The following is a 17,592-nucleotide window of genomic DNA, read 5'->3' as shown; positions in this document are numbered from 1 at the left end:
GCTTGCGGGACAGTCTTTTTCGTGAATCGAAACGAGAAGGTGAATGAGCTAGTCCATCAAGGTCGCGGCGACGGTTCCGCCCAGTTCATAACAACCAGCGCGGACAGATTTGTCCACGCTCACAGTCACTTCGAGCGGATCCGCCACCGCGACCAATCCGAGCCCGGTGGCGAGTTTGCGCACCGAGGACACTGCACCGGCAGTGTCGTTGTTGCCGTGAACCCACAGGCCATACGGTCGATCCGAAACCGCGCCGAGGCATTGGTAGTACGTGGTGTCGAAGAAGTATTTCAGCGCGCCCGACATGTAACCGAAATTGGCGGTGGTACCGAAAAGATAGCCGTCAGCAGCGAGCACGTCGGGCACCGTCGCCGCCAACGCCGGCATCACCTTCACCTCGACGCCCTCGATCTCGGGATCGCGAGCCCCGGCCAGGACCGCATCCAACAATTCGTGGGTTGTCGGCGAGGGCGAGTGGTGAACCACCAACAATGTCTTCACACACCTGACAATACGGCGACGGGTGGCGCACCCGTCGCCGTTCACGCCTACGCCGAAACCGTTTCCGCGCTCATCGCCTTGACCAGGTCGTCGGTTCGGGTGACCGAGGCGCAGCGCCCGGCCGCGTACTCGAGCGCGCCGACATGCTCGTCCAGGGAGAAGTCGGCTACCGCGTCGCCCACGAAGAAGATCTGCACGTCTTGCATGAACCCGTCCAAAGCGGTAGTCAGGCAACCGATGTGGGCATAGATTCCGGTGATGATCAGCTGGTCACGCCCACTCTCGCGCAGCCGCTCACGCAGATCTGTCTTGATGAAAGCGCTGTAGCGCCATTTTGTGAGCATCACGTCGTCCGGATGCGGAGCCAACTCGGCGATCACGTCGGTGTGAGCGGGATTGGCCTTCAGACCCGGTCCCCAGAAATCCGACAGCAACGCGCGCTCCTCGGGATCCTGATCACCGGGTTGCGCGGTGTAGACGATCGGGATTCCGGCAGCTCGCGCCGACGAACGAAGCCGGTCGATGTTCGGAACCACGGTTTGGAGCGGGTCGACGCTTCGGTCGTACGCGTTCACGAAATATTCCTGCATGTCGTGCAGAAGCAGCACCGCTCGGGAAGGATCGAGAGTCCAGTCGACCCGATTCTGCGGAAACTCGGTGGGCATCTCGTATCGCACTGCTGTGGGTAGCGCCATGATGAATCTCCTCGAAAATGTGGGGGTGGGAACCGATCAACTCGACAGAGTCTGTGCAGCAATCGATTCGCTGAGAACACGGCGCAAGGCCGCCTTGCTGGTCTTTCCGACGCCGGTGACGGGGAACTCGGTCACGAACTCCACTCGATCCGGAACCTTGTACGCCGCAACGCCTCGGCCTCGTATGTATCGCTTGATCTCGCCGACGGTCGGGGCATCTCCGGAAATCACCAGAACGGCGCAGGTTCGCTCGCCCAGGTACTCGTCGGGAACAGCGACGACGGCCGCATCGTGGACAGCAGGATGCGAGAGCAGGTGGTTCTCGATCTCCTCGGCGGCCACCTTCTCGCCGCCGCGGTTGATCTGGTCCTTTGCGCGGCCCTCGACAATCAGGTGTCCCGTATCGGTGACGCTGACCAGATCGCCGGTGCGATAGAAACCTTCGGCGTCGAAGACCTCGGCATTGTGCGCATCCGCCCGGTAATAGCCACGGATCGTATACGGACCCCGAGTCAGTAAGTGCCCCGTGGTTCCGGGCGCGACGAGCGCGCCTTCGTCGTCGACCACACGAACCTCGTCGTCGGGTGAAATGGGCCGGCCCTGAGTGCTGACGATCAATTCTTGCGTGTCGTCGAGGCGGGTGTAGTTGACCAGCCCCTCGGCCATCCCGAACACCTGCTGGAGGGTGCAGCCCAGCTCCGTGGGTACGCGTGCAGCGGCTTCGGCGCTGAACTTCGCTCCGCCGACGCCGAGAACCCGCAAGCTCGACAGATCGTGATCTGCCTTACTGGGGGCGGCCATCCAGGCCAACGCGATCGGTGGAACCAAGGAAGCGTGCGTGACTCGCTCTGATTCGATCAGGCCGAAAGCTGTGGAGGGCATGGTGTCCGGCGCCAGAACCACGGAGCCGCCCGCGTGGAGAACACCCAGGATGCCCGGCGAACTCATCGGAAAATTATGCGCTGCAGGAAGAACCACCAACATGCGCGTCGACTCGTCGACGCCGCAGATCGGGTTGGACGCTCGCACCGAGTAGAGGTAGTCGGCGTGCGTTCGCGGAATCAGCTTCGGAACACCGGTCGTGCCACCGGAAAGCTGAAGAAAGGCGACCGACAACGGATCGACGTCGGCAAGAACGGGAACCTCGTATCCGCGCAGCGAATCGAAACCGACAAACTCTTCGGGGTCACCGGCCACGATCACAACAGGCGGAGTCTCGAGGCCTTCGTTCACCTCACGCGCCAGCGCGCGGTAGTCGAACCCGCCATGACGGTCGGCGACGATATAGGCAGCGACATCAGCGAACTGGCAGAAGTATCCGATTTCGGTTCGGCGATGCGCCGGCAACCCGAAAACCGGCAGTGCGCCGAGCTTCAGCACACCGAACAATGCTTCGACGTATTCCACGATGTTCGGTAGCTGCAGGAGCACCCGGTCACCGGCGCGAACACCCAAGCCGGACAGGCCTCCGGCCACGGCCGAGCTGCGACGATCGAGGTCGGAATACGTCAGCCGTGTCTGTGTGCCAGAGGCATCGCTGCCGACCACCGCTTCGTTGTCGGGATGCCGTGCGGCCGCGGCCGTGACGAATCCGGCCAGCGTCTCGTCAGTCCAATAGCCTCGTTCCCGATAATGCGTCACCAAATCGGGTGGATACTGTGCGACGGGTGCCAAGGGCTCGCGAGCGATCCTCGAGGTCATGCAAGTGACTCCTGTTCGAAAGTACTGTCAGCAAATACGTCTCACGCTTTGAGCGTCGCTCCACCGTCGACGTACAGCGCCTGCATGGTGATGTGGGCCGCCCGGTCGGACAGCAGGAAGTGCACCGAGTCGGCGATATCGTCTGCGGTGGCCAGTTTTCCGAGCGGAATACCCAGGCGATAGCTCGCCAGATTGCCTTCGATGACCGCGTCGGCACCCGAATCGTCGGAAGGGTCCGACCACAGTGACCGCTGCATCGCTGTGTCGGTGGATCCCGGAGCGACCACGTTGACACGAATGCCGTCAGCAGCCAGCTCCAGTCCAGCGGTTCGAACCAACATGGTGGCAGCAGCTTTGGACGAACCGTAAGCACCCATCCCGATACGTGGGACACCGGCCGCGTTCGACGAGACGACCACCATCGCCCCGGCCCGACGGCGACGCATTTCCAGTCCCACGCTCTGCAGCACGTTCAGCAATCCGAAGACGTTGACGCCGAATATCTTCCGCCACTGGTCCGGATCGGAGTCCAGCACCGATCCGGTGTCGAGAATTCCGGCGACGTGCGCGAGCGCGTCGATCCGGCCGAACGTGTCCATCGTCGAGGCCACTGCAGCGTCGACTGCCTGCCGGTCGGTCACGTCCACGACGTGACTCTCGATATCGGCGCCTTCGACGATTGTTTCTGCCAATTCCGCAGTTACCCGCTTCAATTCGACGTCGTCGCGATCGAGCAACGCCAGCGAATACCCGTCGCGCGCAAGCGTACGGGCCACTGCGGCGCCGATCCCCGCCGCAGCACCGGTGACCACGGCGATTCGGCGCTCGCTCACTGCGGGCACAGGACCTGAACCCAGGCATTGATCGTGGGCTCTTCTGCCAACTCCGCGAAGTCGGCATCCGCGCCCGCTCCCCGCCACCGTTCGACGAGCGTCATCAAGCGAACCGAGTCAAGGCCTTCGTCACCCAGGTCCGCGTCGTCGCCGAGTTGTTCTGCCCTCATCGACAGAACCTCGGCGACGTCGCGCACGATCTGGTCACGGTCCACGGTGTTGCTCATCGGTCTCCTCGAGTAGTGGTCGACGCGCTCAGATCGAGCCAACCCAACCTCGTGTCGACCCCGTCCGCACGCCTTGACTTTAGGCCAGCCTAACCATAACGGTACGGAAGTACACAACCCGGACGCTCGCAACACAAATTCACCCAAACTAAGGCTAGCCTCAACATAACAAGCAATCTGTCGAACTGGAAGGGTGTCCATGTCAGCACTCGCCGAAGTCTCCGAATTCCCGTTGCGCAACAACCGGACTGACGATGAAACGGACTCCGTTTTCCTGCTCTCACGTAGGCAAACGTCGATCCGCACTTCGGGAGTAGTCGAAGAATTCGACTCGGCCTTCGACGCTGCCGAAGCCCTCAAGACCGGGCGCATCGACTCGGTCGTCGGCGCCCTGCCGTTCTCCCCGGAGACGCCGTCCGCCCTCACCGCGCCACTGAGTTTCACACGAGTCCGCGGTGATCTATATCACTCGAACATCCCGTCATTACCCACTTCGCGGGTAGCCGGATTCGAACCCAGCCCGCAGATCCACACCGACAGGGTCCGCGGAGCCATCGAACGACTTCGAGCAGGCGAACTCGACAAAGTTGTCCTCGCACGCTCCCTGACCATCGAGGCCGAGTCCACGATCTTCCCCGCCGCCCTGGCCGAGAAACTGATTGCACTCGATCACGCGCACAACGGTTTCTGCGTCGACCTGTCCCCCGCCGGAGGAAAGTACCGCGGGCGTTCGCTGGTCGGTTCGACGCCCGAGGTTCTGATCGAAAGGCGAGGCGGCGTCGTCACCTGCCACCCGCTGGCGGGCTCGATTGCACGCCATCCGAATTCGGATCAGGACGAGGCGAATGCCGAGCAACTCCGCGCGTCGACCAAAGATCTGGCCGAACACGCGTTTGTCGTCGACTCCATCAGCGCGATACTCGGACCACTGTGCACGTCCTTCAATGCACCCAGCGCACCGGAAATCCTTCGGACACCGCAACTGTGGCATCTCGGGACCAAGATCGAAGGTGTCCTGATCGACCCGAGCCTGACCTCGCTCGAACTCGCAATGGCGCTGCATCCGACTCCCGCTGTCTGCGGCACACCGACGGTCGCCGCACGCGAGCACATCACCGCAACCGAAGCCGATCGTGGGTTCTATGCCGGTGCCGTGGGCTGGTGCGACCGGACTGGAGACGGCGAGTGGATGGTAGCTATTCGTTGCGCCGAGATCGCAGCAGACGGCCTCTCGGCGCGGGCCTACGCCGGCGGCGGCATCGTCGCTACTTCCGACCCGGAAATCGAATTGAGAGAGACCAGTACAAAATTCCGCACGCTACTCAGTGCGTTCGACCTCGCTGAACATCATCTCTGACAGGGCGTCACTTCTTCGAGGTGTTCAGGGCAATCGCGGCGTGAACGAGTGCCTTGAACGCCTTTTCGTCGACGGCTTGGCCCTCGTGGAAATCGATCGCCCGTCGCGTATTGCCCTCGAGGCTGGAGTTGAAGAGTCCTGAAGCGTCGTCGAGTGATGCGCCTTTGGCAAAGGTCACCTTCACTGCGCTCTTGTAAGTCTCACCGGTACAGATCATTCCGGCGTGGTACCACACGGGAACACCTCGCCACTTCCATTCCTCCACCACATCCGGATCCACTTCTTTGATCAGAGTTCGTATCCGGGCGAGCATCTCGCCCCGCCAGTCTCCGAGTTCCTCGATTCGCTGGTCGATCAACCGAGACGGGGAATCTGCGCCTTGCTTGTCGGACTCACTCTTCGCCATCGCTTCGTCACTTCCTGCTCGTCGCCGCCGATCTCCGGTGAGTCGAGTATCCCCTCCTGCACGCGGATTCACTCGGTGAATCACTGACGCATCACGGCGTCTCGGCAGATGCGATTTCTTGCAGTTTCGGTCAAAGTAAGACGGACGTCCAGTATTCTCTGGGTACTAAGTCCCGATTCTTCGGCCTGGAGGACTGCATCGTGATCTGGAATCGACCGCTCACCCACTCAGTCGCTTGGGCTGCCGGATCGGTTGTTCTCGCCGCCGCGATTGTCGGCGTTCACACCGTTCCTGCGGCGGCGCAACAGGCCCGCGTCTTCGACGTACTGTGCACACCCACCGATGCAGGCCTTTCCGAGCTGTCCGGACTCACCGTCACCGCGGCCGGGATGTACGCAATCGGCGACAGCGGCTCCGACGATCGGGTCGCCGAACTCGATTCGAACTGCCACGTGCAGCGCTGGATCAGCGTGGGCACCCCTCGTGTCGACGTCGAGGATCTGTCGTCGACTCCCGACGGCCATCTGTGGCTGGCAGACATCGGCGACAACAACGCGGTACGAACGTCGGTCGGGCTGATCGACCTCGATCCGGCTTCAGGTGCGGCGACCTCCTACCCCCTGGCCTATCCGGACGGCGGGCACGACGCCGAGACACTACTGATCCAGAGCGACGGAGTTCCCGTCATCGTCACCAAGGACTACCTAGGTGCAAGCGTGGTCTACACAACCGCTGAGCGACAGCAGGTTCAGGATCTGAGTACGGGCTCGCCGACCATGTTGGCCAAAGTAGGTCAGCTCAGATTTACTCCCACCCTCACACCCGGTGGGCCCGTCCCCCACGCCGGCACGATGGCTGTCACCGGCGGCGCCGTGAGCAAGGACGGCACGGTGGTAGCGCTCCGCACGTATACCGACGCTTACCTGTACGCAGCTCCCGACGGCGATATCGTGAAAGCGTTGAACACCAACCCGATTCGCGTCCCCCTTCCCGACGAGCCACAAGGTGAGGCGATCGCGTTCGACGCTGCCGGTGATCTGATCAGTGGCTCCGAGGCATACCGAGGGCCATTACCACCAATCCGAATTCTTCGCGGCGCCAGCGACATCGCACTGTCGGGCGGAGCGAGCGGCTCTCTCGGGTCGTAGTCGATTCGCGTCCCCGGGAAAGCGGACAGGCGCCGCTATCATGGCCGAGTGAACAAACAACTTCGAGCGACAGTGGTGGTCTCGGCAGTTCTCGCACTGGCTTCGTGTGCGAATTCCCTCGAAGGATCACCGCGCCCGGATGCGTTTGTTCCGAGCATCGACAACCCGGATCCGTCCGAAGCCATCGACGGAGTTGTCACGGTCGACTACCCAGCAGCCCAACACGTACGCCCGAACGAACGCGTGGCGTACACATATTCACCGCCCTTCGGCGGCCGTCATGACTCGGTCTGGGCAAACTGCACCGGAGTTGTTTATCCACAAGCGATTCGGACCGAGAATGCGGTCCATTCTCTCGAGCACGGGGCCGTGTGGATCACGTACAACCCCGACCTCGTCTCGAGCGAGGATCAGGCTCGCTTGGCACAGCGAGTCGAGGGCATGAGCTACACGTTGATGTCGCCGTATCCGACCCTGGATTCGCCGATCTCGCTGCAGTCGTGGGGCCGTCAGCTCAAGCTCGACAACGCCGCGGACGCGCGCATCGATCAGTTCGTCTCGGCTCTGCGCGTCAACCCGAACACGTATCCCGAAGTGGGCGCGACCTGTTCGGTGCCGGTGACGAGCTTCGACCCGAACAACCCGCCGCCATTCGACCCCACCACTCCGGATCCGTCATCTCCCACAACCGTTCCGGAGCGGTAGCGTCTCAGCAGGCCCCGCTCCGCGGCGTAGACACCTACTTGCCTCGTGAACGGCGTTCCAGTTCGACTGCCCGTCGCATGGTTTCCCGAGCCCGGCTTCGGTCACCGGCATAGTCGTAGGCGCGAGCAAGTCGGAAGTTCTGCTTCCAGTTGTCCGGGTCTGCTTCCCAGTCGACCTTGATCTGGGCGAACAACTCGTCGGCAGCCGCTCGCTCGATCCGGCCCGAAGGCAATTTCGGAAGCGCAGACGCATCGACAGCGAGGCCCTCGTCGTGAATCTGCTGCGCGAGGCGCTGGTGCGTGAAGCCGGCACGGAGCGTGGCGATGACGAGCCACAGCCCCAGGAACGGCAGGATCAGCACGCCGATCCCGAGACCGATCGCGGCGCCGCCACCGTCCTGGATGAGCTGGATTCCGCGCTGGCCGAGCAGCACGAAGTACACCGCGAGCGCAATGCAAATCGCGACGATCAGTGCGACGGTGCGAGTGGTCTTGTTCATAGATCGAGAAAGGAATCGATACCGACCGTCAGACCCGGACGCGAGCCGATCTGGCGGACACCGAGCAGAACGCCCGGCGCGAACGAATTCCGGTCGATCGAGTCGTGGCGAATGGTCAGCGTCTCGCCCTGAGTTCCGAGAATCACTTCCTGATGCGCGACCAGTCCGGCCATCCGCACGGAGTGAACCCGGACGCCGTCGACGTCCGCTCCGCGCGCACCCTCGAGCTCGGTCGTGGTGGCGTCAGGGCTGCGTCCCACGCCTGCTTCCGCGCGAGCCTCGGCGATCATCGCGGCCGTTCGGTATGCGGTGCCCGAGGGAGCATCTGCCTTGTTGGGGTGGTGAAGTTCGATGACCTCGACGGAATCGAAGAAGCGCGCCGCGGCAGCCGAGAAGCGCATCAACAACACAGCACCGATGGCGAAGTTCGGGGCGATCAGAACACCCGTTGCCGGCTGGGCGTCGAGCCAGGACTGAACAGTCGCAAGCCTGGACTCGTCGAAACCGGTGGTGCCGATCACTGCATGAATTCCGTTGGCCACGAGGAATTCCAGATTTCCCATGACGACGTCGGGGTGCGTGAAATCGACCACTACCTGAGTGCGGGTGTCGACAAACGTCTCGATGCGATCACCGGTGTCGACCTGAGCGACGAGTTCCAGATCGGGAGCAGCTTCCACTGCCTCGCAGATCGCTCGACCGACCTTGCCCTTGGCTCCCAGAACCCCGACCCTGATGGGTGCTGCACTCACGTCTTCCACGCTCCGTCCGATGCATTGTTTGAGGTGAAGCCTACGCAATCACGCAGATGCGCTCACCATCAGTCGGGCGGGAGTTATGTCACCACTGGCACACTGGACGTAGTGAGCAACCGTCCGCAAGTCCGCGAAACCGGCAACCTTCGACCACTCGAGTTGGCAACGGGTGCCGTCATGGCCGGATTCACGGTCGCGTTGTCCGTCATTGCCACGGTCATCCCCATGGCCAGCGCCCTCAACCTCGTGGCCGCCGTTCCGATGGGAATTGTTGCCCAGCGCTTCCGAGTCCGCGCCGTGACGACGGCCGGTATCTCGGCTACGGCAGTCGCCTTCGTCGCGGCGGGTTCGGGATCTGCGGCGGCGGTCGCATTGAGCGCTCTCCTCGGCGGAATCATCGGTACGGTCAAGCGGCGCGGTCTCGGCTTCGTCTCCGCATTGCTGTCGTCATTGGTCATCGGGCCCGCGCTGGCGTTGTTCTCCATAGTCCTGTTGCTTGTTCTCGCTCCGCTGCGCACCTTGTTGTTGACCTCGCTCGAGAACACCGCGTTGGGCGTGGCCGAGATCTTGAAGCGTGCCCCCACACTGGTCGGCGCAGCCGAATGGATCGAGAACAGCATCGGCTCGATCATCGACTACTGGTGGTTGTGGATCGGCGTGTCCATCATCTCCGGAATCGTCCTCAGTACCGTCGTCTCCTATTTCGTCCTCGGCGCCGTCCTCGACCGATTGGCTGCACTCCCTTCGGCCGACCCGCTCCAGACAGCACCCGACGACCGTCCGATCGATCCTCTGCCGGTCACTTTCGATCACGTGGGCTTCACCTATCCGGGTGCAACGACACCGGCCCTCGTCGACGTCAACTTCACCGTGCGACGAGGAGAGTTCGTCACCGTCGTCGGCCACAACGGCTCGGGCAAGTCCACACTCACCCGGTTGCTCGCCGGTCGCGCGCCGACTGTCGGGACGCTGACGAGACCCGGGTCCGCCGGTCTCGGCCGACACGGCGGAACCGCCGTCGTCCTCCAACGACCCGAAAGCCAGATCCTCGGAACCCGCGTCGCGGACGACGTCGTCTGGGGGCTCCCCCCCGAGTCGCATCCCGACGTCGATGCACTGCTGGCCGAGGTGGGACTCGCGGGCATGGGTATGCGTGAGACCTCCGGGCTGTCCGGTGGCGAGATGCAACGTCTGGCTGTTGCAGCCGCGCTGGCGCGGCGCCCCGCTCTGCTGATCGCGGACGAAGCCACCGCGATGGTCGATCAGGCCGGCCGGGAGGAATTGGTCTCGCTCCTCGCCGAACTTCCGCGACGCCACCCGATGGCCGTGGTACTGGTCACCCATCACCACGCCGACACCCGCAACGCAGATCGGGTGATTCAACTACAACGCGGACGGCAGATCGATCACCAACCCGGTTGGATGACGTCGACGTTCGGGGGTCCGCCGTCTGCGCCGTGGCCGGTCAGCACTCGAGCTGTCCTCCAACTCACCGATGTCACCCACACGTACAACGACCGGACTCCGTGGTCGCGGCGCGCACTGTCGGACGTCAACCTCACAATCGGCGACGGCGACGGGCTGCTGGTTCTGGGCGGCAACGGTTCCGGTAAATCGACTCTGGCCTGGATCATGGCGGGCTTGATCGCACCGAGCAAGGGAACCGCAGTCTTCGACGGCAAACCCGTCTCACGCCAACTCGGCACCGTCGGTCTCACGTTCCAGCATTCGCGACTGCAGCTGCAACGCCGAACCGTCGCCGAAGACATCGAGGCCGCCGGAGGTCCGGAGATCGGATCGGTGCAAGTCTCGTGGGCGCTCGACGCCGTCGGACTCGACCGTCACACCGCCGGCCGCAGCATCGACGAGTTGAGCGGCGGACAGATGCGACGCGTCGTCCTGGCCGGTCTCCTCGTGCGCCAACCGCGGGTACTCATCCTCGACGAACCGTTGGCCGGTCTCGATCCACCCGGTCGACACGAAATCCTGAACGTACTCAGGTGGATTCGTCGGAACGGAACCGCAGTAGTCGTCATCTCCCACGATGTCGACGGCATGGACGCCGTGTGCAGCAGAACAATTCGACTGTCGGAGGGTCGCATCCTCGACCCTGCCGCCAGCAGCGCCTTGGAAGGATCGACGACGTGACAACACTTCTGCGCGAAGTCCCGACTTCATCGCCGATCCACCGATTGTGGGCCGGAACGAAGATCGTTGCCGTCGTTCTCGTCAGCATCGTGGTCGTGACCGCTCCGTCCTGGCCGGCGATCGGCGTCGTACTCGGATTGTTGTTGCTGACCGCGGTGATCGGACGCATCCCCCCGACTGCAGTTCCGCGACCTCCGTGGTGGTTGTGGGCGCTGATCCTGCTCGGCGCGTTGATCAATCTTCCGATCGGCCTCGACGCAGTGTTCATCTACCTGCAAGCTGTGACGTTCGGTCTTGTATTGCTCTGCGTCTCACTGATGTTGGCATGGACCACGTCGATGAGCGATGTGGCGCCGGCACTGGCAACGCTCGGTAGACCGCTGCGATTCCTCAAGATCCCGGTCGACGAGTGGGCGATCGCGACGGCCCTCTGCATTCGTTCACTTCCGCTCTTGATCGACGAGATGCTCACCCTGGTGGCGGCGCGACGACTACGCCCGAAAGCTGTGGTGAACAGCGCTGCCGACAATTCGATAGTCGATCTGATCACCACGACCATGTCGGTGGCAATTCGGCGCTCTGCCGAGATGGGTGAAGCGATCTCCGCTCGCGGGGGCACCGGTTTGATCGCGGCGTACCCCAAGCGCCCTCAGCTCGCCGACCTGTTCGCGCTGATCGTCGTCATCGCCGCGTGCGTCAGCGCGGTAGTTTTGACTCTGGTTCTGCGCTGATCGGATCACCGCTGACAGAATTTCCCTGGGCGATGATCGCAGAACCCATCCAGCGCCGTAGGTATCGCCGCAGTTCCTCGTCGCTCCGCTTCGGGTCGCCGGGCGCGAGGAAAAACGACTGCATCGTCCGCAGGACGTATTCGACCAGTTCCTGAAGTGATGCGTCGTCGTATCCGAAACGCACCCAGTCCACGTCGAAGCGGGTGATCATCGCCATTCCGAAGGCCTGCGCCTCCTGAGAGGTCAGACCCTCGGGATGAAGACTCGAATTCGTGCTGGTGAGCAGAATGCCGAGATGCGGCGTTCGGTGGACCTGGGTCAGGGTGTAGACGACACCCTCGGTCATCGCCTCGACGGGATCTTCGATGCCGCTCACGTGTGTGGTGAGCCGATCGAGGTAGCCGTCGACCGACGCGATTGCAGCTGCCCGCATCAGAGCGTCAGCGCTGGGGAAGTATCGATACACGGTCTGCCGGATCACGCCCAGTGACTCGGCGACGTCGCCGATGCTGATTTCCGAACTCGTCCGTCCGATCAACTCGACCGCGGCCTCGACAATGCGACGAGACGCATCTTCGTCACTGTCCGGTGGATTGCCGCCCCACCCACGCCTTCGTGCCACTGCCCACTTCCTCGCTCGAACGAGGCTCGAACCATGTCTTTGCGCTCGAAGTCCAAGAGCCACAGGCTAACACAGGCAGGTTTTGCATCTGCGCCCCTCGAATTCACTCCCCTCGCCGAAAGTGAACATACAACTGCACACCAATATGTATGATTACCGCCACACGTGGCTTCGAGTGCCAGAGCGGCCACCTGACCAGCCCCTCCGAAAGACGAGGTTCGACAAGTGACCAACCTTCAACCCCGAAAAATGGACTTCGGATTCGAGGATCAGGACGTTCCCTTCCTGTGGAACCCGGAGAATCCGGCCTGGTCGAGCATGTCCAACGCGGTCTCGTTCCTGGCCATCGGTTTCGAGAAGATGATCGTGAAGATGATCATGCAGACCAAGTCGCGGATCAGCGATCCTGAAGTGGCCGAGGAAGCCGTGGCGTTCATGCGTCAGGAAGGCCATCACTCGACCGCGCACCGCCAGCATGTGAAGGCTCTGATCAGGCGCTACCCCGGACTACAGAACACGCTCGACGCTGTGATCGGTGAATTCGATCTACTGACCGAGGCGACCTCGCTGAACTACCGGCTTGCATACACCGCGGACCTGGAGGCGACCTTCACTCCGGTGTTCAAGCTGATGCTCGACAACGAGGCGACCTTGTTCCGCCCGGGAGACGACCGCGTCGCGTCGCTGTTCATCTGGCACTTCGTCGAGGAGGTCGAGCATCGCAGCTCGGCTCTGATCATCTTCAATTCCGTTGTCGGAAGCGAGCTTTACCGGATGCGGATGGCACCGTCGATCTTCGCGCACGTGATGAAGGTGATTCGTATCGCCTGCGCAGGCTTCAACCAGCACGTTCCGCTCTCCGAGCGGCAAGTCGACTCACTGTCGATGTTCGCCACCCACCGCACCAAGCAGAAGATTCTGACGTCGTTCGCTCCGTATCTGACCAAGGGCACGATGCCTCGCGCCTTCGATCACCTTCAACTCGGAGAACAACTCGTCGCACTCGGCGGTGTCTTCCGCAGCCAGATGCCCAATCACAACCCGGACCACGAGAAACTCCCCGCACTCGCCGACCAGTGGTTCAAGCGTTACGACGACGGCTACGACTGCACACGCTGGTACACCGCCGAATCTCAGGCACAAGCCGAGTCGATCACGTCAGGGGCCAACTGATGGCAGAACACTGCTCCCCCACGTTCTCCCAGCTCGCAACAGAACTCGGTTTCTCCTGTCAGGAAGCAGGTGGACTCGTCGAGTTCCGTAACCCCGCGGCGCTGGAGAACTGGACCCTGCCCGTCCTCGAATGGACCATCATCGTCGGCTCGGTGCTCGCACTGGTCCTGGCGATCGTGCGGTTGCGCCGCAACGGCGACCCCACCAATCTGGTTCTCTGGTTCGGCGCCACCGCCTACCTGTTCATCATCGAGCCTCCGCTGTACTTCCCGGCGGCGTTCGGCATCGAAGAACAAGTGGACACGATGTTCGCGCACAACGTGTTCACCGTCGACTTCATGTGGGGTCGACTGCCGCTGTACATCGTTGCCATCTATCCACTGATGGCGACGTTGGCCTTCGAAATAGTCAGAATGCTCGGCGTTTTCCGCAAATACGGTCCACTACTGGGCGCTGTCTGCGTCGGCTTCGTCCACCATGCGTTCTACGAAATCTTCGACCACCTGGGGCCCCAGTTGCGGTGGTGGGAGTGGTCGACGTCGAACCCGATCAACCAACCCATGTTCGACGCGGTTCCACTTCCCAGCGTGGTCGTCTTCGCCGCGCTGTGGCCGATGTCGTTGGCATTCTGCGTCCAGTACTTCGTCGGACGGCACGTCGATGCCGGCAAGCACTTCTCCGGACTTCAATTGGTATGGCGCACCATCGTGATCGGCCTGCTGGCCTCGCTGGGTACGTTCATTCTTCCGCTCCCGGCGACGGTCTTCGGTATGGGAAGCGACACTGTCCGCGGGTTCCTCTACGCCGCTGAACTTGCAGTCCTCACAGTGGTCGCGATCATGGTTCTCGTCCGCCAATGGACGCACCTGCGCTCGGCAGAATCGAACACTCCTGCACACACCAACAGGTTCGTGCAGATCTACAGCGTGGTGTACCTGGTTGTCATGGCCGTCCTGTGGGCGAGTGCGCTTCCCGACTTCTTCGACGCGGTCGACGGTTCCACCAGCGCTGGAGATCCCATCGGGAACCTCTGGTACACAGTGGCGTGCTTCGTCATCGCAATCCTGTGCGTGAGCGCAACTTTCACCATTCCGAAGCGGAACTCCGGGACGGCCGACGCCGAGCTCCTCGGGGCAAACTCAGCGACTCCGGCTACCTAGGCGACCGGGACGAGACCGCTCGGGTCTCGTCCCGGTTTCTCGGTTTCACGGGACGCGGTGAGTCCACTCTTCGGTTCTGAACTTCGTGTCCACCAGCTTGCGCGCCTGCTCCAACTCCGAGTCTGTGTAATCGCTGTCGTGGGTGTCGTATTGACCTCGGAAGTGCTGCGCAAACGACTCCAGGATTGCTGCACGCGTCATTCCGGTCTGCGAACGCAGCGGATCGACGCGCTTGGCCGCACTCTTGGTTCCCTTGTCCGACATCTTCTCTCGTCCGATTCGCAACACCTGCGTCATCTTCTCAGCGTCGATGTCGTAGGCCATGGTCACGTGATGGAGCACAGTGCCGGACGCGAATCGCTTCTGAGCGGCGCCGGCGATCTTGCCCTTGTCCGAGGCGATGTCGTTGAGCGGCACATACCGAGCGTTGATACCGACCTCGGCAAGCGCTCCCATGACCCACTGATCGAGAAACGCGTAGGACTGCTCGAAACTCAAACCCTCGACCACTGACGCCGGTACTGCCAACGAGTACGTGATGCAGTTGCCCGGTTCCATGAACATCGCGCCGCCACCGGAGATCCGGCGCACCACCCCGATGCCGTACCGCGCAGCCGCCTCGGAGTCGACCTCGTTACGCACGGACTGGAACGATCCGATCACGACCAAGGGCGAGTCCCAGTCCCAGAAACGCAATGTCGGCGGACGCTCACCCGATGCGACCTCACGCGCGATGACCTCGTCCAGCGCGACGTGCATCGCGGGATCGAGAACCACCGGCGGGATGAGGTCGAAGGTGTGATCCGCCCAGCTCGTGGCGTGGCCGAGTGCGCGCCGGATCGCGATGCCGACCGACTGCGGCGTGAAGCCGATCATCGAGGCGGACTCGTCGAGCGCAGTGGAGATGGCATGCGCCAACTGTTCTGCATCCGAGTCGGCGGGCATTCCGCGCAACGCCGCGTTGATGTCGTCGAGCGCGCTGTCGGGCTCGAGGAAGAAGTCCCCCGAGACTGCGACTTCGGACAGCCGACCGTCCGCCACCTCGACGTCGACCGCGACCAGTTTTCCACCAGGAACCTTGTACTCTCCACGCATCCGTCCAGCCTATCCCTGCGGGATTCTCTGCGGTGAGCGCCGTCGAAGATCACACCGCGCGCGCAGTGCGCATCTGTTCGGAAGGCAGGGCGACCAAGTAACCACACCTGTAAGTCGCTGCGGGGCTGCACAATCGCGCGGACGGGACCGCACGTGTCGACCCCTGGCAATTTGGCCGAGCAACGGCCCTGCTTCTGCCGACAGGCGAGATGATCTCTGTGGTGGGAGGATTGCCGCAACGAGCCAACTCCCTGGCGAGCCACAACGGAGGTAGACATGAAGGTCCCGGCGTTCCACTCGACGGTTCCTTCGGATCTCGACGTCTATCACGACAACGAAAGCTGCATTTTGGCCGCGCGCATCGCAGTGTCCCATCGTGCGCCCGGAGTCGACGGCCGACCGTGGTGCACTGCGTGTGCGTCTTTGGACTGACGAGCGACCACCAGCTCACTCACACCCACGTCGCCGATTCGGGGACAACCCCGTTGGCCCGAGCATTCGCATCGATGACAGCGCGGAGCCACACTGTCAGACCGGTCTCGACCTGCTCGTAGAACGCGGTGAATCCCGGATCGGCCACGTACATCCGTCCCAGACACACCTGCATCGAATGTGTGCAGTCGAAGTAAACCCCGATCGACGCTCTGTGCCGTTCTGCCAGCAAATTTGCCTCGGCGCTTCCCGGTTCGACACCGGATCGGCAGGCCAGCGCCAGATTTTCGTTGAGCGTCTCGACGCAGTCGGCGATCTTCTGCCAATCCTCAGCGGTCCTACCCGCCGACCGTTCCGCGTGCTGCGCCCACTGCGCACTGTCACCCCAACGCTCGTGCGCCTCAGGTCCCCATGACGGCTGCCAGTGTCGGCCGAAGATCGAGACCTGCTCGTGTGCCGGCAACAGCACACCCGACTTCCTGGCATCGATGATGCGATCCAAGGACTCGCCCAGTTCCTCCAAGTCGGCTATCCGTTGCCGCAACTCGGCGCGCTGCCCACGCAGCGTCTCGTCCACGTGGGCTGCGGGCGCATCGAGCAATATCCTGATCTCGTCGAGCGACAAACCCACGTCACGGTAGACAAGCACCCGGCCGATGCGGCCGAGGTCCGCGTCGGTGTACTGCCGGTAGCCCCCGTCACTGCGCCCGGACGGACGCACCAAACCGATTGCGTCCCAATGATGGAGGGTACGTACGGTTATGCCTAGTCGTGATGCGGCAGCACCGACAGTGAGAGCACTGTCTGCCTCGTCTCCGAAGAGTTGGTCCGTCACGTGATCCAGTCTGACAGACGCGGTTCGGGAGGCCACAGCGTCAGACCTCGGTTCAGTCGACGGGTCCGTCAATTCCCATGCCTCGCAGATGCTCGGCCTCGGCACTGTTCGGGTCGTACGGACGAGCGGCCGTCATGATCACACGCGCGTTCTCCGGTGTCACAATCTCCAACTCCAGTGAATTCCACGGCTTCAGATGTGGACCGCTGGTGCATCCGGGCCGCAATTCCTCACACGCCTTGGCTATCTGATCGATCTGACTCAGCACACACGCAAAGCTCACGCTGACGGACGGTGGTGAATCTGCACATTCGCCGGGCACGAGCAGAACGTCTTGAAATGCCCAGCGTCGCAGGTGCGTCAGTCGATCCGGTACCGAAAAGAGGTCGAAGAAACCGAGCCCACGGATCCAGAAGTCGGCAGATTCGGCCAGATCCGATGTCGGAACCGACACGAACATGGGCATTCCGTAGAGACCTCGGAACTGTTCCGGAGGCACGGCGTCTGTAGCGGGGACAGGGACGGGGCTGATGTCGAATGCCGGGTAAGTATCGGTCATGAAGTCATCG

The 17,592-nt window shown here is 62.5% G+C and carries 20 protein-coding genes; 8 read left to right on the top strand and 12 right to left on the bottom strand.

From position 1 onward, the window contains the following. Positions 1–48: 48 nt before the first annotated feature. From AC1Q6C_RS13770 to AC1Q6C_RS13750, 5 genes are read right to left on the bottom strand one after another with little or no spacing between them, the layout of a single operon-like run. A complete protein-coding gene (locus AC1Q6C_RS13770) occupies positions 49–501 on the bottom strand; it encodes a flavodoxin family protein (RefSeq protein ID WP_065455657.1) in 453 nt (150 codons plus the stop codon). Positions 502–548: 47 nt separating this feature from the next. Next, complete coding sequence (locus AC1Q6C_RS13765) at positions 549–1,196, bottom strand: isochorismatase family protein (RefSeq protein WP_492666665.1); 648 nt, start codon at positions 1,194–1,196, stop codon at positions 549–551. Between the two features lie 36 nt (positions 1,197–1,232). Next, the gene (locus AC1Q6C_RS13760; protein ID WP_007735122.1) at positions 1,233–2,897 is read right to left on the bottom strand and encodes a (2,3-dihydroxybenzoyl)adenylate synthase; all 1,665 of its coding nucleotides are present in this window, start codon (positions 2,895–2,897) and stop codon (positions 1,233–1,235) included. A 41-nt stretch (positions 2,898–2,938) separates the two neighbouring features. Continuing rightward, positions 2,939–3,739, bottom strand: coding sequence for a 2,3-dihydro-2,3-dihydroxybenzoate dehydrogenase (locus tag AC1Q6C_RS13755; protein ID WP_024487614.1), 801 nt, complete (start codon positions 3,737–3,739; stop codon positions 2,939–2,941). Beyond that, positions 3,727–3,957, bottom strand: a complete 231-nt coding sequence (locus tag AC1Q6C_RS13750) for a phosphopantetheine-binding protein (protein WP_003942230.1) — start codon at positions 3,955–3,957, stop codon at positions 3,727–3,729. The genes AC1Q6C_RS13755 and AC1Q6C_RS13750 overlap by 13 nt, the downstream gene beginning before the upstream one ends. Positions 3,958–4,156: 199 nt before the next feature. Between AC1Q6C_RS13750 and AC1Q6C_RS13745 the strand changes: the two genes are divergently transcribed. Further along, positions 4,157–5,314, top strand: coding sequence for an isochorismate synthase (locus tag AC1Q6C_RS13745; protein WP_020969440.1), 1,158 nt, complete (start codon positions 4,157–4,159; stop codon positions 5,312–5,314). 7 nt (positions 5,315–5,321) lie between these two features. Here AC1Q6C_RS13745 and AC1Q6C_RS13740 read toward each other — a convergent pair whose 3' ends face one another. Beyond that, positions 5,322–5,720 (bottom strand): DUF1801 domain-containing protein, encoded by a 399-nt coding sequence (locus AC1Q6C_RS13740; protein ID WP_020969439.1) that lies wholly within the window; start codon positions 5,718–5,720, stop codon positions 5,322–5,324. Between the two features lie 200 nt (positions 5,721–5,920). Between AC1Q6C_RS13740 and AC1Q6C_RS13735 the strand changes: the two genes are divergently transcribed. Next, entirely contained in the window at positions 5,921–6,868 is a 948-nt protein-coding gene (locus tag AC1Q6C_RS13735; protein WP_492666664.1) for a hypothetical protein, read from the top strand. A 48-nt stretch (positions 6,869–6,916) separates the two neighbouring features. Then, positions 6,917–7,573: a thioredoxin-like domain-containing protein gene (locus tag AC1Q6C_RS13730; RefSeq protein ID WP_003942235.1), complete on the top strand. Its 657-nt coding sequence runs from the start codon at positions 6,917–6,919 to the stop codon at positions 7,571–7,573. 34 nt (positions 7,574–7,607) lie between these two features. Here the strand turns inward: AC1Q6C_RS13730 and AC1Q6C_RS13725 are convergent, their stop codons facing one another. Continuing rightward, a complete protein-coding gene (locus tag AC1Q6C_RS13725) occupies positions 7,608–8,072 on the bottom strand; it encodes a hypothetical protein (RefSeq protein WP_003942246.1) in 465 nt (154 codons plus the stop codon). Beyond that, positions 8,069–8,824: a 4-hydroxy-tetrahydrodipicolinate reductase gene (gene dapB, locus AC1Q6C_RS13720; RefSeq protein ID WP_007735114.1), complete on the bottom strand. Its 756-nt coding sequence runs from the start codon at positions 8,822–8,824 to the stop codon at positions 8,069–8,071. Before dapB ends, AC1Q6C_RS13725 begins: the two co-directional genes overlap by 4 nt. 111 nt (positions 8,825–8,935) lie before the next feature. On the opposite strand from dapB, the gene AC1Q6C_RS13715 reads away from it, so the two are divergent. Together AC1Q6C_RS13715 and AC1Q6C_RS13710 are read left to right on the top strand one after the other, a co-directional pair. Beyond that, a complete protein-coding gene (locus AC1Q6C_RS13715; protein WP_003942253.1) occupies positions 8,936–10,975 on the top strand; it encodes an ATP-binding cassette domain-containing protein in 2,040 nt (679 codons plus the stop codon). Beyond that, a complete protein-coding gene (locus tag AC1Q6C_RS13710) occupies positions 10,972–11,706 on the top strand; it encodes an energy-coupling factor transporter transmembrane component T family protein (RefSeq protein ID WP_042450697.1) in 735 nt (244 codons plus the stop codon). Before AC1Q6C_RS13715 ends, AC1Q6C_RS13710 begins: the two co-directional genes overlap by 4 nt. On the opposite strand, the gene AC1Q6C_RS13705 is transcribed toward AC1Q6C_RS13710, so the two are convergent. Then, the gene (locus AC1Q6C_RS13705) at positions 11,672–12,328 is read right to left on the bottom strand and encodes a TetR/AcrR family transcriptional regulator (protein WP_492666663.1); all 657 of its coding nucleotides are present in this window, start codon (positions 12,326–12,328) and stop codon (positions 11,672–11,674) included. The genes AC1Q6C_RS13710 and AC1Q6C_RS13705 overlap by 35 nt on opposite strands. Before the next feature lie 225 nt (positions 12,329–12,553). Between AC1Q6C_RS13705 and AC1Q6C_RS13700 the strand changes: the two genes are divergently transcribed. Continuing rightward, positions 12,554–13,501, top strand: coding sequence for a metal-dependent hydrolase (locus AC1Q6C_RS13700; RefSeq protein WP_030535581.1), 948 nt, complete (start codon positions 12,554–12,556; stop codon positions 13,499–13,501). Then, positions 13,501–14,661, top strand: a complete 1,161-nt coding sequence (locus tag AC1Q6C_RS13695; protein ID WP_116056818.1) for a DUF7802 domain-containing protein — start codon at positions 13,501–13,503, stop codon at positions 14,659–14,661. Before AC1Q6C_RS13700 ends, AC1Q6C_RS13695 begins: the two co-directional genes overlap by 1 nt. Positions 14,662–14,706: 45 nt before the next feature. Here AC1Q6C_RS13695 and lplAB read toward each other — a convergent pair whose 3' ends face one another. Then, a complete protein-coding gene (gene lplAB / locus AC1Q6C_RS13690; RefSeq protein ID WP_492666662.1) occupies positions 14,707–15,756 on the bottom strand; it encodes a lipoate-protein ligase LplAB in 1,050 nt (349 codons plus the stop codon). Positions 15,757–16,032: 276 nt separating this feature from the next. Here lplAB and AC1Q6C_RS13685 point away from each other — a divergent pair, with 276 nt between their 5' ends. Further along, complete coding sequence (locus AC1Q6C_RS13685) at positions 16,033–16,188, top strand: hypothetical protein (protein WP_003942131.1); 156 nt, start codon at positions 16,033–16,035, stop codon at positions 16,186–16,188. A gap of 19 nt (positions 16,189–16,207) precedes the next feature. Here the strand turns inward: AC1Q6C_RS13685 and AC1Q6C_RS13680 are convergent, their stop codons facing one another. Beyond that, positions 16,208–17,023 (bottom strand): MerR family transcriptional regulator, encoded by an 816-nt coding sequence (locus AC1Q6C_RS13680; RefSeq protein ID WP_052027951.1) that lies wholly within the window; start codon positions 17,021–17,023, stop codon positions 16,208–16,210. A 52-nt stretch (positions 17,024–17,075) separates the two neighbouring features. Next, positions 17,076–17,582: a VOC family protein gene (locus AC1Q6C_RS13675; protein ID WP_042922656.1), complete on the bottom strand. Its 507-nt coding sequence runs from the start codon at positions 17,580–17,582 to the stop codon at positions 17,076–17,078. Between the last annotated feature and the right edge of the window lie 10 nt (positions 17,583–17,592).

It is taken from the genome of Rhodococcus sp. MT28, assembly GCF_058792695.1.
This window is presented reverse-complemented; position numbering and strand designations above follow the sequence as displayed.